Here is a 14,922-nt window from a genome sequence, read left to right on the forward strand (position 1 = left end):
GATTATTTTTTTCAAAAATAATCAATTATAGAATAAAATTGACCTTAAATGCTTAGAATCATTTCCTCCAAAAACAAGGTCTTCTGAAACAATTTCTATTGGATAACCTATCGAGTCGTATTGGTGTTTACTCTTATTCATTTTGATAGCTGAAATAACCTGATCTTCCACAATGTTTTTAACCGATGACACTTCAGAACTACTTATAACATTATTTGAGGAAATTGTTTTAGAGTAATCAAGCAATTTATTGTAACCCAAAATGTTGCTTAATGCGTTATTCTTATAATCATATTCAAAACTTGTGATGTTTTCAGCTATAATTCCTTTTCCGGCATCGTCTAAAAATTTGTCGTCTTTAATAAGATTTCCGCTTTGAAAATATAGCGTTCCGTGATTAATTATAACGTCATTATTATTTGAATCTTTTGTTAACTTTTCATAAGAAACAGTTCCATTGCTGTTATGAATATAATTTATCACATAATTATCAGATGAAGTAATTTTTGATAATTGCCCGTCTAAATATAAATATTGTACTGTATTTATGTGTTGATTTGTTTTGTCTAAAACTACAATTTTTGTAATCAAATCCCCCGTATAATAAAACTCAGAATGTTTATCAAATTTATCAATATTCACTATTTTATTTCCATTATAAGTAAGCAAAGTTGTGTTTGAAGACCCATCAACTGAAACTTCAACTATCTTTTTCAACAACTGAACCTGAGCCTGATCAACATTTTCATTTGAACAAGAACAAAGTGTTATTAAAAATACCGATAGTAATCCTATTATTATATTTGCTTTTTTCATATTGATCCATAAATCGTATTAGCCTTAATTTTAGGCTTTTATTACATTACAAATCAAATCTAAAAAATTAAAAACAACAATATTTATCGTTACAAACCCAATATTTCGGGTAATCTACTATTTAAATCTCGTTTTCAAACTATATTAGTACCTAAAATAGCTTCTTCCGAATAAAACCAAAACCCTTTCAGCACGTAGGTACCGAAAGGGTTTTTAGTATAAAAACTAAATCCTTTTTACTTCACAAAATTAACGGCTTTCGCCAAAGCCTCCTGAATTCCAGCTACATTTTTCCCTCCGGCAGTGGCAAAAAACGGTTGACCTCCACCACCACCTTGAATAAACTTTCCTAATTCACGAACGACAGTTCCTGCATTCAGGTTTTTTTCGGCAACTAATTCTTTCGAAATATAGCACGATAACATTGGTTTTTCGTCTTCGGCTGTGGCCAAAACCAAGAACAGGTTTTTTTCTAAATTACCTAATTCGTAAGCCAAATCTTTTGCTCCTTCTGGGCTTAAATCTACTTGTTTCGACAAGAATTGAACGCCGTTTATTTCTTGTAATTGAGAAGTTAATTCCGCTTTCAAATTCTTAACTTTATCTTTCATCAAAGCCTCGATTTGCGACTTCAATTTAGCGTTTTCATCTTGCAGCGAATGAACTGCTTTCATTACATCCTGTGGGTTTTTCAATGCATTTTTAACCTCAGTTAACGTGTCTTCCTGAGTTTCAAAATACGCTTTTACGGCATCGCTGGTAATCGCTTCTATACGACGAATTCCGGCTGCAACTGCTCCTTCAGACACAATTTTGAAATGCCAGATTTCGGCAGTGTTCTTCACGTGAATTCCACCACAAAGTTCCATACTTTCACCAAACTTTATTGCTCGAACAGTATCTCCATATTTTTCTCCAAATAATGCCATAGCCCCTTCTTCAACCGCTTGTTTGAACGGAATATTTCTTCTTTCAACCAGTGGTAATTGCTCCTGAATTCGAGCATTTACAAAATCTTCGACTTGCTCTAATTCAGTATCAGTCATTTTTGCAAAATGCGAAAAGTCAAAACGCAAATAATTTGGGTTGACCAAAGATCCTTTTTGTTCTACGTGAGTTCCCAAAATGCTTCGCAAGGCTTGGTGCATCAAGTGCGTGGCCGAGTGATTTCTAGCAGACAGACTTCTTAAATCCTGATTTACTTTGGCAACAAAACTATCATTTATGTTTTCTGGTAAATTTTTTGCAAAGTGCAAAATCAAGTTATTTTCTTTTTTGGTATCTATAATTTCGATAGTTTCATTTGCCGACCCGAGCGAAAGCGAACTGGCGGAGCAAACCAATGTTCCTTTATCACCTACTTGTCCTCCACCTTCCGGATAAAAAGGCGTTTTATCCAAAACGATTTGATATAGGATTCCGTCTTTTTTGCTGTCAATTTTTCTATAACGTGTAATTTTCACTTCGTTTTCGGCTTGGTCATAACCTACAAATGTTTCCACATTTCCGGGAATTAAAGTAACCCAGTCTTCGGTAGAAACTTCAGACGCAGCACGAGAACGTGTTTTTTGTTCCAACATCGCTTTATCGAAACCGGCTTCGTCTAATTCTAAATTTCTTTCTCTAAGAATCAAAGCCGTTAAATCGATTGGAAAACCAAAAGTATCATACAATTCGAATGCTTTTTGACCTGAAACCGTAGTTCCTTCGGTTGATTTTATTACGCTTTCCAGCAATTGCAATCCTTGATCCAATGTTCTCAAAAAGGAGTTTTCTTCTTCGCGAATCACGTTCATAACCAAATTTTTCTGAGAAATAATCTCCGGAAAGGAACTTCCCATTTGGCTACTCAAGGTTTCTACCAATTTATATATAAAAGCTTCTTTAGTATTTAAAAAGGTAAATCCGTAACGAATGGCACGACGCAAAATTCTACGAATTACATACCCTGCTCCAGTATTCGAAGGCAATTGTCCATCGGCAATAGCGAAGGCAACAGCACGAACGTGATCTGCAATAACGCGAATGGCGATATTGATTTTTTCTTCGGCTTCGTCCTTTGCTTTAATCGTATACTTAGAGCCGGTGATTTTCTCGATATGTTGAATGATTGGCGTGAAAACATCCGTGTCATAATTTGACTGAACGCCTTGTAAAACCATGCAAAGTCTTTCAAAACCCATACCGGTATCGACGTGCTGCGCCGGCAATTTTTCTAATGAACCATCGGCCTTGCGGTTGAATTCCATGAATACGTTGTTCCAAATTTCCACCACATGAGGATGGTCATTGTTTACCAATGATTTCCCTGAAACCAAGGCTTTTTCTTCGGCGGAACGAATATCAACGTGAATTTCTGAACATGGACCACAAGGACCTTGATCGCCCATTTCCCAGAAATTATCTTTTTTGTTTCCAAGAATGATGCGGTCTTCGGAAATTAAGGTTTTCCAAATATCATAGGCTTCCTGGTCGAAAGGAACGTTTTCTGCAGGGTTTCCTTCAAAAACTGAAACATAAAGAATATCTTTTGGGATTTTGTAAACTTCTGTCAATAATTCCCAAGCCCAATTGATGGCTTCTTTTTTGAAATAATCCCCAAATGACCAATTGCCCAACATTTCGAACATCGTGTGATGATAGGTATCAATTCCCACTTCTTCTAAATCGTTATGTTTTCCTGAAACACGAAGACATTTTTGAGTATCGGCAATTCTTTTGCTTTTTGGTGTTCCATTACCCAGAAAATACTCCTTGAACTGTGCCATTCCTGAGTTATTAAACATCAGGGTTGGATCATCTTTAAGAACTATTGGAGCTGACGGAACAATTAAATGTCCTTTGCTTTCGAAAAAATCCAGAAATTGTTTACGGACGTCTTGTGATTTCATTTTTTTGATTTAAAAATTTAAAAATTTAAAGATTTACTGGAATTGAATTTTTCAATCTTTAAATCTTCTAATTTTTTTGCCCCAGATAGATGTGAAAATCCTTTTCTTTTTTGCTGCCAAAAAAGAAAAAAATTGAAACGAATAGCCGGAAAAGGCACATTAAAATATTTATTATTGAAAAAAGGGTGTAACAAATGAAACATTTATTAAATTTGTTCGACTAACCTTTTTACAATGTGCAAAAATAGGGTATTTTAAAATATGGCGAAAGTAAAATATTATTACGATTCCGAAAATCTGGCCTATCGAAAAATAATCACAAAAACGAGAAAGAAAATTGGAGTTGTTTTGTTGTTTTTAGTGGCTTCGGCATTGTTTGGTTTTTTGAGTTTTATAGCTTTATTGAACACTCCGTATTTTGAAACTCCAAAAAACAGATTACAAGCTCGCGAAATCGAAAATTTGAAGTTGCGTTATGCTATTTTGAATAAGAAAATGGATCAAGTAGAGGATGTAATTGATTTTATTGAAGATCGAGACAATAATTTATATAGAGTGTATTTTAACGCATCAGCGATTCCTGAAGAGGAAAGAAAATCAGGTTTCAAAGGCGTTCATCGATACAAGGAATTAGAAGGATACGACAATTCACAGTTGGTAATAAATACTACAAAACGAATTGATGTGCTTCAAAAGGCTTTGGCTATTCAATCGAAATCATTGGATGATATTTTAAAAATGGCGAAAGCAAAAGATAAATTATTGGCAGCAATTCCGGCTATACAACCGGTGAGAAACGAGAATTTAAAAAGTATGGTTTCTGGTTTTGGTTATCGGACGGATCCTTTTACCAAGGCAAGAAAAATGCACGAAGGAATGGATTTTACTGCTAAAATAGGGACGCCTGTTTATGCAACTGGTGATGGTTTTGTGGAAAGAGCAGATAATACGGCTTCTGGATATGGTAATCATATTGTGATTCAACACGGTTTTGGATATGAAACTTTATATGCACATTTAAGCAGATACAAATGCAGAGCCGGTCAACACATTAAACGCGGTGACGTTATAGGATTTGTGGGAAGTACAGGAAGATCTGAAGGACCGCATTGCCATTATGAAGTTCACAAAAACGGAAAAGTGGTGAATCCGCTTAATTTTTATTACGGAAATATTTCGGCGGTGGAATATGTTGCCATTGCAAAATTAGCTAATCAAGAAAATCAATCCTTTGACTAATTTTCAGGTTGCAGATTTAAGAAAAAATTTATTTAAACAAAAACAATATGCACGTAGAATTATCGCCTGATAAAAGATATTATAGCATTGGCGAAATTGCCAAAGCCTTTGATGTAAATGCTTCGCTTATTCGTTTTTGGGATAGTGAGTTTGACATTTTGAAGCCAAAGAAAAATGCCAAAGGCAATCGAATGTTTACGCCCGAAGATGTGAAAAACCTTCAATTGATTTATCATTTGGTTAAAGAAAGAGGTTTTACGCTTGAAGGTGCCAGAACGCATTTGAAGGAAGGACAAAAGAAAACATTGGATAAATTTGAAATTATCAGAAAACTGGAAACCATAAAAGTACAGTTGACGAATATTAAGAACGAATTATAGATTTTTGATTACAGATTTTAAAAACAAAAACTAAATATTAAACTTTAAATTAAACAAAAATGGATTTTAAAAAATTTTTACCTTGGATTATTGTAGCTGTATTTGTCATTGGAATTTACAGTTGGGTTAAAGGAATTAATAATACTGCGGTGACCTTAAGTCAAACCGTTGAGCAAACCTGGGGAGATGTACAAACGTCTTACCAAAGAAGAAATGACCTTATCGGAAACTTGGTAAATACAGTAAAAGGTGCTGCTGATTTCGAAAAAAGCACATTGACAGCTGTAATTGAAGCGAGAGCTAAAGCCACTTCAATAACTGTGGATCCAAAAAATATTACACCAGAACAATTGGCACAATTCAATTCGGCACAATCGGGAGTTTCCTCATCTTTATCAAGATTATTAGTAACTGTAGAAAAATATCCTGAACTAAAAGCCAATGCCAATTTCTTGAAATTACAGGACGAATTAGCAAGCACCGAGAACCAAATTCTAACAGCCAGAACACGTTTCAATGAAGCCGTTATGCCTTACAACACTCACATCAAAACGTTTCCAAATAACTTATTTGCAGGAATGTTTGGCTTCAAGGAAAAAGCGTATTTCCAATCAGTGGCTGGTGCTGAAAAACCTGTTGAAGTAAAATTCTAATCCTCCCCAACCCCTCCAAAGGAAAGGTTTAACAAAAGGAATTTAAAAAATAATAAAATGTCAAAAGTTGAAGATTTTTTAACCAAAGAAGAAGAACAAGAGATTGTTGAGGCTATTCGTATGGCTGAAAAAGAAACTTCTGGCGAGATTAGAGTTCATATAGAAAAAACAACTTCCAAAATTCCCTTTGACAGGGCTTTGGAAGTTTTTCAATTATTGAAAATGGATGAAACCCAGCTCAAAAATGGAGTTTTAATTTATTTGGCCGTAAAAGACAAAGCCTTCGTAGTTTGCGGAGACAAAGGCATTAATGACGTGGTTTCTGATGATTTTTGGGTTTCAACAAAAGAAGCGATGGCGACTCAATTCAAAACCGGAAATTTCAAACAAGGACTTATTGATGGTATCGCTAAAGCTGGTACACAATTGCAGAAATACTTTCCGTATGAAGAAGGAGATACAAATGAATTATCAAACGAAATATCAAAAGGATAATGTTATTACACAAAAAAAATACTTCAATTTTCCTGAAACTACTCGTTTGTTTCCTATTCACACAAATCAGTTTTGCTCAGTTTACAATACCTGCAAAACCAGATTTCCAAACTTCGGTTTATGATTATGCCAATGTTTTAAGTGCATCCGAAAAATCACAATTAGAAGAAAAACTTATCAAATATTCTGATTCTACCACAACTCAAATTGTCGTTATTACCATCGAAAGTTTGAAAGGCGAAGATGTCAGCCAGTTAGCTACAAAATGGGGACAAACTTGGGGAATTGGAGGAACAGCCAAAGATGATAATGGGGTTATCATTCTTTTATCAAAAGCAGAAAGAAAAATTGCAATCAATCCAGGTTACGGACTCGAAGATCGATTGACAGCAGGAATTGGGGGCGAAATAATCAGGAATGTCATCATTCCCGAATTTAAAGCAGGAAGTTATTACAATGGTTTAGACAAAGGAGTTGATGCTCTTTTTGATGTTTTCAAAGGCAAATACAAAGGAGAAAGAAAACAGACCAAAGAAAAAGATTTTCCCATTTTACCAATCATAATTATTGTAATCGTCATTCTTGTATTAATTTCCAGAAACAAAAACAGCGGCGGAAATTCAGGTAATTCTGGTGGTGGACCAAGTTTGCTTGATATAATTATCTTAAGCAGTTTGGGTCGAAACAGCGGTGGAGGAGGTTTTGGCGGCAGTTCGTCAGGTGGAGGAGGAGGCTTTGGTGGAGGCTTCGGTGGCGGAGGATTCTCTGGTGGAGGAAGCAGCGGAAGTTGGTAAATCAGATAACAAATTGCAATTGAAAATAAATTCGTTAAAAAAAATATATGCTTTCAAACAAAACTAAATATGCCCTTAAAGCATTGCTTTATTTGGCTCAACAAGAGGAAGGTTTTATCGCTAAAACTATGGATATTGCCGAAGGTGCCAATATTCCCAAAAAGTTTTTGGAGCAAATATTATTAGAATTAAAAAGAGGGCATTTTGTAAGCAGTAAACAAGGAAAATTTGGAGGATATTATCTTATAAAATCTAAAAATACGATAACATTAGCAGATATTCATCGATTATTTGACGGGGCGATAGCTTTACTTCCTTGCGCCTCTTTAAACTTTTACGAACCTTGTTTAGACTGTAAAACCGAGTCTGAATGCCTGCTAAGACTAGGATTAATAGCGGTTCGAGAAAAGACTTTGGATGCAATGAAAAGCATCACTATTGCTTCATTGGCACAAAAATAAAAAAATATTTTTTAAACTCTACTTGTTTTATAGAATTGACTATATGTTAGCACAAGATTTAAAAACCAAATGTCTTTTTAAATCTAAAAAAATTACCTCACTTTACTTCTCAACACAAAATAATGCAAGAGTTTTGGGAAAAATCGTTTCAGATATACGCCCAAAACTTCTTTTCCTCCAATATACGCTTCGAATTTATTAGACTCAACCGCTTTTACAAATTTCTTAGCAAAAACAGCTACTGCCATTCCGTTTTTCGTGGCTTCATCTTCTTGATTTTGGCTTGAGCCATTTGCAGTTAAGGCATTTTTTGCCACATTGGTTTGGATAAATCCAGGACAAATAAGTGTTACGTCCAGAAAATCTTTATAATGTTCCATCCTTAAAACATCAAAGAAACCGTGAAGTGCATGTTTTGCGCCACAATAACCGGAACGATAAGGTGATCCAAATTTTCCCATCAAACTGGTAATCGTTACAAAATGTCCGCTTTTGTTTTTTATGAAATGTGGGAGCAAAGCTTTGGTCAAAGCAACAGTCCCAAGATAATCAACTTCAATGAGTTTTTTATCGACTTCAAAATCAGTTTCGGCGATAAGTGAACGCTGGCTAACTCCTCCATTGTTGACGAGAATGTCTATCTTTCCAAAGGCTGCGACGGCTTTTTCTGCATTGTTTTTGGCATTGCCAAAATCAGCCAAATCAAAAGGCAATACCACAACTTCGGCAATAGCACATTTTGATTTTACCAGTTCTAAGGCTTCAATATTTCGCGCCGAAAGTATCAATTTGCAGTTTTTTCGAGACAATTCATAGGCTAAAGCCTCGCCTATTCCGCTTGAAGCGCCCGTAATCCAAACTACTTTGCCGTTTATTGATTTCATCTGTTTATAATATTTGTTTTTTATCGGAAGATGGAACGCCCATAATCGTATCCCTGTTTGTCAATGTTAATTGTAATGGGCGTTTCATTTTTTTATAAAAATAAAAAAAGTTTATCGAGCTTTTGCAAACTCCATAAACTTTCATTTAGAATCAAGAAAGAAAAGACTATTTCTCTCTAATATAAATATCGATTGGAACTCCGGAAAAATCCCAGTTTTCCCGAATTTTATTTTCGAGGTATCGTTTGTAAGGCTCTTTAACATATTGCGGCATATTGGCAAAAAAAACAAACTGTGGCGTCAATGTTGGCAATTGCATACAATATTTAATTTTTACGTATTTCCCTTTTGTTGCTGGCGGAGGATAAGCCTCGATAACTTTCAACATAAATTCGTTGAATTTTGAAGTCGCAATTCGTTGTTTTCTGTTTTCGAAAACCTGAACTGTTGCTTCAAGTGCTTTCAACAAACGTTGTTTTGTCAATGCCGAAACAAAAAGAATGGGCACATCTGTAAATGGCATTAATTCTTCCCTAATTTTAGCTTCGTAATCACGGGTTGACATTGTGTCTTTTTCGACCAAATCCCATTTATTTACTAAAATCACAACTCCTTTTCGGTTTTTTTCGGCCAACCAAAAAATGCTTTGGTCCTGACCTTCAAATCCGCGAGTTGCATCAATAATCAAGATACAAATATCAGCATGTTCAATTGCACGAACCGAACGCATCACCGAATAAAACTCTAAATCTTCCTTCACTTTTGCTTTACGACGAATTCCGGCAGTATCTACCAAGTTGAATTCGAATCCAAAACGGTCAAATTTAGTATCAATTGCATCACGTGTAGTTCCCGCAATGTCTGTAACCATAAAACGTTCTTTGCCAATCAAGGCATTTATAAAGCTCGATTTTCCAGCATTAGGGCGACCTACAACTGCAAAACGAGGCAAAACAACTTCTTCTTGGACTGGTTCTGGTTTCACTGGAAAAGCATCAATCACTGCATCCAATAAATCTCCTGTTCCACTTCCTGAGATACTCGCAAAAGTATAAAATTCGCCTAAACCTAAGTTATAAAACTCGAGAGCATCCTTTTCACGCATAGCATTATCAACCTTATTTACGGCAAGTAAAACAGGTTTTTTTACCTTACGTAAAAGTCTGGCAACAATATCGTCCATTGGCGTAATGCCTTCTTCAACATCTACAACAAAAATAATTACGTCGGCTTCATCAATGGCAAGTTCTACTTGTTTACGGATTTCGCCTTCAAAAACGTCATCCGATCCACGAACGTAACCACCCGTATCAATCACAGAAAATTCTTTTCCGTTCCACTCGCTTTTACCATAGTTTCTATCTCGGGTCACCCCAGATACTGAATCTACAATAGCTTCTCTTCTTTGTATCAGCCTATTAAAAAGGGTCGATTTCCCTACATTAGGTCTTCCTACTATGGCTACAATGTTATTCATAATCTAATTTCTAATATTTACTTCGTCCGTTCTACCATCTCTGGTCTCGGGCTGCAAAGGTAGTGTTAAATACCATAATATCAATTTTTTTACTATTTTGCACTCCTATTAATAAAACCGAACCAAAAAACTACCGTTATGGATGCCAATAATGAAATACGACTCCGCCTGCGTTTTTACAAAGATGTGCATGAAAACATAGATGCTGTTCGTCAAAAATTCGAAAATTATAAAGTTAATTGCACCGAAGATTGTTATCTTAAGATCAAACACAATCACATTTGGATGAATATGCCCGAATCGAAACGCGAATATTGGTCGCCACACTTGCATTTGGAATTAGAACCAAAAGAAAATAACGAAACCCACATCCGTGGATTGTTTGGCCCAGAACCCACTTTATGGACACTTTTTATGTTTCTGCATTTTATGGTTGCGGGAATTTTTGTAATTTTTAGCACCATCGCTTACTCCAATTATGTCTTGAAACAACCGACAACAATGGATTTAATCGTGATGCTGCTAATGGTTATCGTTTGGCTTTTGCTTTATTTCATTGCCAAACAAATCCGGTTTAAAGGCAACGGACAAATGAATGAATTGGAAGGGAAGTTTTTGGAGATTTTGGAATCGTAGTTTTTCCTTGGAGCTATTTACTTCGTCAGTTCGCTTCGCTCGTGTCCCGCTTTACACTTCAATCTTTTTTTCGGTAAAAAAAACCTCAAAAAAGGATTTCCGTTGCAATCGGGGCTAAAAAGTTGAAAGATTTTTATAGTGTTTTTACCCTTCTCCAAAATGACAAAAACCTCTAATTAACTATTGATTATACCCAAACCTCTTCAACATATTGGCGTTGCTTCTCCAGTTTTTATTTACTTTTACGTACAATTCGATGTGGATTTGTTTTCCGAAAAACTTCTCTAAATCGGCACGAGATTCCATTCCTACTTGTTTCAGGGCGGCACCTTTGTGGCCAATTATGATTCCTTTTTGAGTTTCGCGTTCCACCATAATCAGGGAGCGTATTCGGATGATGTTTTCGTCTTCAAAGAATTCTTCGGTTACGATTTCGACAGCATACGGAATTTCCTTGCTGTAATTCAACAAGATTTTTTCGCGAATGGTTTCGTTTACAAAGAAACGTTCCGGTTTGTCCGTCAATTGGTCTTTTGGATAATAAGCAGGAGATTCTGGCAATAATTCAATTATTCTTTGGAAAACTTCAGGAACATTGAAGTTCTGCAAAGCTGATATTGGATAAATCTCGGCGTTGGGAACTTTCTCGGTCCAAAAAGCAACTTGAGTTTCTAATTGCTCTTGATTGGAATTATCAATTTTGTTCAATAACAACAAAACTGGAATTGTAGAATGGATAATTTTATTAAAAAAAGCTTCATCTTTCAATTCTTGTTCGCCAATTTCAACCATATAAATCAAAATATCGGCATCTTCAAAAGCGGATTTCACGAAATTCATCATCGATTCCTGCATTTCATAAGCGGGCTTGATGATTCCTGGTGTATCGGACAAGATTAACTGAAAATCTTCGCCGTTTACAATCCCTAATATTCGATGACGGGTGGTTTGTGCTTTTGATGTGATGATGGATAATCTTTCGCCAACGAAGGCATTCATTAAGGTTGATTTCCCTACGTTTGGATTTCCTATTATATTTACAAAACCTGCTTTATGTGCCATATTATTGTTCTTTATACTAATAACAAAAAAGCCACTCTTTTCAGAATGGCTTGCTTAGTAGCGGGAACAGGACTCGAACCTGTGACCTTCGGGTTATGAGCCCGACGAGCTGCCTACTGCTCTATCCCGCGTTGTTTCGGGTGCAAAGATACGACGAATTTTAATAAATGCAAGCGATTTATAAAAATATGTTTAAGTTTTCTCTATTAAACTGACAGGAGGGCATTTAAAACATAAAAATTGAATGTCGTTTAGGGAATTTAATTTTTGTAGTTAGTATAATACTTTTTAAAACTCGATATTCAAAAAAAAACCTGCAATTTATACATTGCAGGTTTAACAAATTAAACTATAAACTATTTTAAATTATTCTTCGGAAGCTAAAGCAGAATTTCTATCCGTTTTTACAGTCAATGCCACAGCTAAACCTTTTTTGTTGATCATAGTCATATTTAGCACGTCTAATTTTGCCAAATCTTTAGATACTAAACCACTAAACTGATTATAGGAAACATTCATCTCTTTTAGGTTTTTCAATTTTTCTATATCAAGAGGAAACTGACCAACCATTTTATTATCAAATAAACTTAATTGTTGAAGGGCTGTTAAATTTGAAACCGAAGCACTCAATGTTCCTGATATTTGGTTGCTGTTTAAAAGCAATATTTTTAAATTTTTCAACTCATAAAGAGAAGATGGTATTTGACCTTCAATTTCATTATTATATAAGGACAAGGTTTCTAAATTACTTAAGCCTCCTATTTCAGAAGGGATATTTCCTGAAAAATTATTCATAAACAGAGCCAAAGTTTTCAATGAATATAACTCTCCAATTGAAGCAGGAATTGATCCGGATAATTTATTAAACGATAAATTAAGTGATTCCAGTGATTTCATATTCCCAATTGTAGAAGGAATGTTTCCTGAAATAGCGTTTTTATATAAATTAAAAGTTTTCAAATATATTAAGTCTGAAACTTCTGAAGGTAAAACCCCAACTAAATTGTTGTTAGGCAATTGAATTGACACCACCTTGTCATCTTGGATTCCTATACCATACCAAGAAGAAACGGGCGATTTTAAATCCCATTTTGAAGTCCAATTTGCTCCATTTGTAGCATTGTACAATTTTATTAGTGCGCTTTTTTCAGAAACTGAAACATCAGCTTTCATTATAAATGAAAACATAATTATTAACAATAATGAGTATATATTTTTCATAACGCCCCTTTTTTACATTAATTATAAGCTAAAGTACATGCAAAATCGTTAACTAACAAATATAATCGATGAAATACGCAAATTAAAAAAATAAAATAGTTTTTTTCTTACAATAAAATAAAAAAGGTAAATAATAATTTCAAATCATGAATATTTTATAAGTCAAAGAAAAAAAATTAATACATTTGATATAACAACTTTAAATACAAAAGAATGGAATTTAACTTATTAGCAGTATTAATTGCTGCATTATCATCATTTGTGGTAGGATTTATATGGTATAATCCAAAAGTTTTTGGAACTATTTGGATGAAAGAAGCTGGATTAACCAAAGAACAAATTGAAAAAGGGAATATGTTGAAAATCTATGGTCTTACGTTTGCATATTCATTTATATTGGCTTTCATTATGATGCCTGTTTTAGTAATCCATCAAATGGGAGCCATAAGTATGGTTGGAGGATCACAGTTAGTTGAGAATGCTAAACCTTCCTATTTAGCCTTTATGGCAGATTACGGTGATGTTTTCCGTACTTATAAGCACGGCGCTCTTCATGGATTTATATCGGGAATATTTCTAGCTACACCAGTCATTGCCATAAATGGATTATTTGAACGAAAAACTTGGAAATATATAGCTATTCAAGGCGGTTATTGGATAGTTACCATGACAATTATGGGTTCAATTATTTGTGGTTGGAAATAATTTTAACATTTAATTACAATATAATCGCTCTACATTTGTGGGCGATTTTTTTTATTTGAAAACACCTTTATCCATAGAAATATATTCTTCTGTTTCAGAACTTCCACAAAACTGGGATGACTTTGCCGTTGGAAACATTTTTCTAAGTAAGGAATATTTAGAAATTTTAGAGAAATCTGCTCCAATAAATATGTTTTGCCATTTTATTGGTTTGTTTAAAAAAGGTAAATTAGCAGGAATTGCTCTTTCACAGTTTTTAGATTTAAATAAATTAGAATCTTTTGGAGAGCGCGATAAGTGTGTAAAAAATGCTGTTCGAAATACATTTTTGAAAAACTTTTGTTCCCATATTCTTATTATTGGAAACAATATGTTAACAGGACAAAATGCCTTTGCTTTTTCTGATAAAACAGATGAAGTTCAAGTATTGGAAGCCTTAAAAAATGCATCTGAAAAATTAAAAACTCTTTTTAAAAAGAATGGATTAAAAGTACATATTACTACTTTTAAAGACTTTCCAATAGAAGAAACAACCAGGTTTCCTGAGGCTGGTTTTCAAGATTATTTTCAATTTTCGACCCAACCCAATATGCTTTTTAATATTCCAATTCAATGGAAATCTGAGCAAGATTATATAGATGCTTTGACAAAAAAATACCGCGACCAATACAAACGTGCCAGAAAAAAAGCCGAAGGCGTTGAAAAAAGAAAGATGGAACTTGAAGATATTATTAAGTATGAGGAAACCATTTATGATTTATATTTTCATGTAGCCAAAAATGCTCATTTTAATACATTTTTCTTGACAAAAAACCATTTTAGAATTTTTAAAGAATTACTCAAAGACAAATTCCTATTTTACGGATATTTTCTTGATGAAAAATTAATTGGTTTCAATACCATCATCAAAAACGGTGCAGTAATGGACACTTATTTTTTAGGATATGATGACAGTATTCAACGTGAAAAAATGTTGTATTTGAATATGCTCTATGATATGGTTGCCTATTCTATTAATAAGGGTTTTAAGGAAATAATTTTTGCCAGAACAGCCTTGGAAATCAAGAGTTCTATTGGTGCAAAACCACAGGAAATGTATGGTTTTGCAAAACACAGTAATCCAATTGCCGATCTTGCCTTTGAAAAAGTGTTTTGTTATCTAGAACCAAAAGTAGAATGGAAAGAGCGAAATCCTTATAAATAATTAT

Annotated in this window: 15 protein-coding genes and 1 tRNA gene; 9 read left to right on the forward strand and 7 right to left on the reverse strand. The window is 34.3% G+C overall.

Going from position 1 to position 14,922, the window contains the following annotated elements; genetic code table 11:
* Positions 1-21: 21 nt before the first annotated feature.
* Positions 22-816 carry a hypothetical protein gene (locus IR213_RS06025; RefSeq protein WP_194311402.1) on the reverse strand — a complete coding sequence of 265 codons (795 nt, stop codon included), beginning with the start codon at positions 814-816 and terminating at the stop codon, positions 22-24.
* Positions 817-1,052: 236 nt separating this feature from the next.
* Positions 1,053-3,707 carry an alanine--tRNA ligase gene (gene alaS / locus IR213_RS06030; RefSeq protein ID WP_194311403.1) on the reverse strand — a complete coding sequence of 885 codons (2,655 nt, stop codon included), beginning with the start codon at positions 3,705-3,707 and terminating at the stop codon, positions 1,053-1,055.
* A gap of 261 nt (positions 3,708-3,968) precedes the next feature.
* Here alaS and IR213_RS06035 point away from each other — a divergent pair, with 261 nt between their 5' ends.
* The 6 genes from IR213_RS06035 to IR213_RS06060 are packed head-to-tail and all read left to right on the forward strand — an operon-like array spanning position 3,969 to position 7,729.
* Entirely contained in the window at positions 3,969-4,946 is a 978-nt protein-coding gene (locus IR213_RS06035; protein ID WP_194311404.1) for a M23 family metallopeptidase, read from the forward strand.
* Positions 4,947-4,993: 47 nt separating this feature from the next.
* Complete coding sequence (locus IR213_RS06040; RefSeq protein WP_194311405.1) at positions 4,994-5,326, forward strand: MerR family transcriptional regulator; 333 nt, start codon at positions 4,994-4,996, stop codon at positions 5,324-5,326.
* A gap of 59 nt (positions 5,327-5,385) precedes the next feature.
* The gene (locus IR213_RS06045) at positions 5,386-5,979 is read left to right on the forward strand and encodes a LemA family protein (protein WP_194311406.1); all 594 of its coding nucleotides are present in this window, start codon (positions 5,386-5,388) and stop codon (positions 5,977-5,979) included.
* A gap of 57 nt (positions 5,980-6,036) precedes the next feature.
* Positions 6,037-6,474, forward strand: a complete 438-nt coding sequence (locus tag IR213_RS06050; RefSeq protein ID WP_194311407.1) for a TPM domain-containing protein — start codon at positions 6,037-6,039, stop codon at positions 6,472-6,474.
* Positions 6,474-7,268, forward strand: coding sequence for a TPM domain-containing protein (locus tag IR213_RS06055; RefSeq protein ID WP_194311408.1), 795 nt, complete (start codon positions 6,474-6,476; stop codon positions 7,266-7,268). Before IR213_RS06050 ends, IR213_RS06055 begins: the two co-directional genes overlap by 1 nt.
* A gap of 47 nt (positions 7,269-7,315) precedes the next feature.
* Positions 7,316-7,729 carry an RrF2 family transcriptional regulator gene (locus tag IR213_RS06060; protein WP_194311409.1) on the forward strand — a complete coding sequence of 138 codons (414 nt, stop codon included), beginning with the start codon at positions 7,316-7,318 and terminating at the stop codon, positions 7,727-7,729.
* Between the two features lie 92 nt (positions 7,730-7,821).
* On the opposite strand, the gene IR213_RS06065 is transcribed toward IR213_RS06060, so the two are convergent.
* On the reverse strand, positions 7,822-8,613 hold the full coding sequence (locus IR213_RS06065) for an SDR family oxidoreductase (RefSeq protein WP_194311410.1): 792 nt from the start codon (positions 8,611-8,613) through the stop codon (positions 7,822-7,824).
* A gap of 166 nt (positions 8,614-8,779) precedes the next feature.
* Entirely contained in the window at positions 8,780-10,090 is a 1,311-nt protein-coding gene (gene der, locus IR213_RS06070) for a ribosome biogenesis GTPase Der (RefSeq protein WP_194311411.1), read from the reverse strand.
* A gap of 138 nt (positions 10,091-10,228) precedes the next feature.
* On the opposite strand from der, the gene IR213_RS06075 reads away from it, so the two are divergent.
* Positions 10,229-10,726 carry a hypothetical protein gene (locus tag IR213_RS06075; RefSeq protein WP_194311412.1) on the forward strand — a complete coding sequence of 166 codons (498 nt, stop codon included), beginning with the start codon at positions 10,229-10,231 and terminating at the stop codon, positions 10,724-10,726.
* Positions 10,727-10,906: 180 nt separating this feature from the next.
* On the opposite strand, the gene era is transcribed toward IR213_RS06075, so the two are convergent.
* From era to IR213_RS06090, 3 genes are all read right to left on the reverse strand, one after another.
* The gene (era, locus tag IR213_RS06080; protein ID WP_194311413.1) at positions 10,907-11,788 is read right to left on the reverse strand and encodes a GTPase Era; all 882 of its coding nucleotides are present in this window, start codon (positions 11,786-11,788) and stop codon (positions 10,907-10,909) included.
* 58 nt (positions 11,789-11,846) lie between these two features.
* Positions 11,847-11,919 (reverse strand) — tRNA-Met (locus IR213_RS06085).
* A gap of 235 nt (positions 11,920-12,154) precedes the next feature.
* Entirely contained in the window at positions 12,155-13,009 is an 855-nt protein-coding gene (locus IR213_RS06090; protein WP_194311414.1) for a leucine-rich repeat domain-containing protein, read from the reverse strand.
* A gap of 213 nt (positions 13,010-13,222) precedes the next feature.
* On the opposite strand from IR213_RS06090, the gene IR213_RS06095 reads away from it, so the two are divergent.
* Together IR213_RS06095 and IR213_RS06100 are read left to right on the forward strand one after the other, a co-directional pair.
* Positions 13,223-13,714, forward strand: a complete 492-nt coding sequence (locus IR213_RS06095; RefSeq protein WP_194311415.1) for a DUF1761 domain-containing protein — start codon at positions 13,223-13,225, stop codon at positions 13,712-13,714.
* Between the two features lie 55 nt (positions 13,715-13,769).
* The gene (locus tag IR213_RS06100; protein WP_194311436.1) at positions 13,770-14,918 is read left to right on the forward strand and encodes a peptidogalycan biosysnthesis protein; all 1,149 of its coding nucleotides are present in this window, start codon (positions 13,770-13,772) and stop codon (positions 14,916-14,918) included.
* Positions 14,919-14,922 lie beyond the last annotated feature (4 nt).

It is taken from the genome of Flavobacterium soyangense, from assembly GCF_015277675.1.
GTDB classification, from domain to species: domain Bacteria; phylum Bacteroidota; class Bacteroidia; order Flavobacteriales; family Flavobacteriaceae; genus Flavobacterium; species Flavobacterium soyangense.

Excerpts from the sequence above, each read along its gene's own strand:
- IR213_RS06025 (WP_194311402.1), bottom strand. The coding sequence starts at position 816 with ATGAAAAAAGCAAATATAATAATAGGATTACTATCGGTATTTTTAATA.
- alaS (WP_194311403.1), bottom strand. The coding sequence starts at position 3,707 with ATGAAATCACAAGACGTCCGTAAACAATTTCTGGATTTTTTCGAAAGC.
- IR213_RS06035 (WP_194311404.1), top strand. The coding sequence starts at position 3,969 with ATGGCGAAAGTAAAATATTATTACGATTCCGAAAATCTGGCCTATCGA.
- IR213_RS06040 (WP_194311405.1), top strand. The coding sequence starts at position 4,994 with ATGCACGTAGAATTATCGCCTGATAAAAGATATTATAGCATTGGCGAA.
- IR213_RS06045 (WP_194311406.1), top strand. The coding sequence starts at position 5,386 with ATGGATTTTAAAAAATTTTTACCTTGGATTATTGTAGCTGTATTTGTC.
- IR213_RS06050 (WP_194311407.1), top strand. The coding sequence starts at position 6,037 with ATGTCAAAAGTTGAAGATTTTTTAACCAAAGAAGAAGAACAAGAGATT.
- IR213_RS06055 (WP_194311408.1), top strand. The coding sequence starts at position 6,474 with ATGTTATTACACAAAAAAAATACTTCAATTTTCCTGAAACTACTCGTT.
- IR213_RS06060 (WP_194311409.1), top strand. The coding sequence starts at position 7,316 with ATGCTTTCAAACAAAACTAAATATGCCCTTAAAGCATTGCTTTATTTG.
- IR213_RS06065 (WP_194311410.1), bottom strand. The coding sequence starts at position 8,613 with ATGAAATCAATAAACGGCAAAGTAGTTTGGATTACGGGCGCTTCAAGC.
- der (WP_194311411.1), bottom strand. The coding sequence starts at position 10,090 with ATGAATAACATTGTAGCCATAGTAGGAAGACCTAATGTAGGGAAATCG.
- IR213_RS06075 (WP_194311412.1), top strand. The coding sequence starts at position 10,229 with ATGGATGCCAATAATGAAATACGACTCCGCCTGCGTTTTTACAAAGAT.
- era (WP_194311413.1), bottom strand. The coding sequence starts at position 11,788 with ATGGCACATAAAGCAGGTTTTGTAAATATAATAGGAAATCCAAACGTA.
- IR213_RS06090 (WP_194311414.1), bottom strand. The coding sequence starts at position 13,009 with ATGAAAAATATATACTCATTATTGTTAATAATTATGTTTTCATTTATA.
- IR213_RS06095 (WP_194311415.1), top strand. The coding sequence starts at position 13,223 with ATGGAATTTAACTTATTAGCAGTATTAATTGCTGCATTATCATCATTT.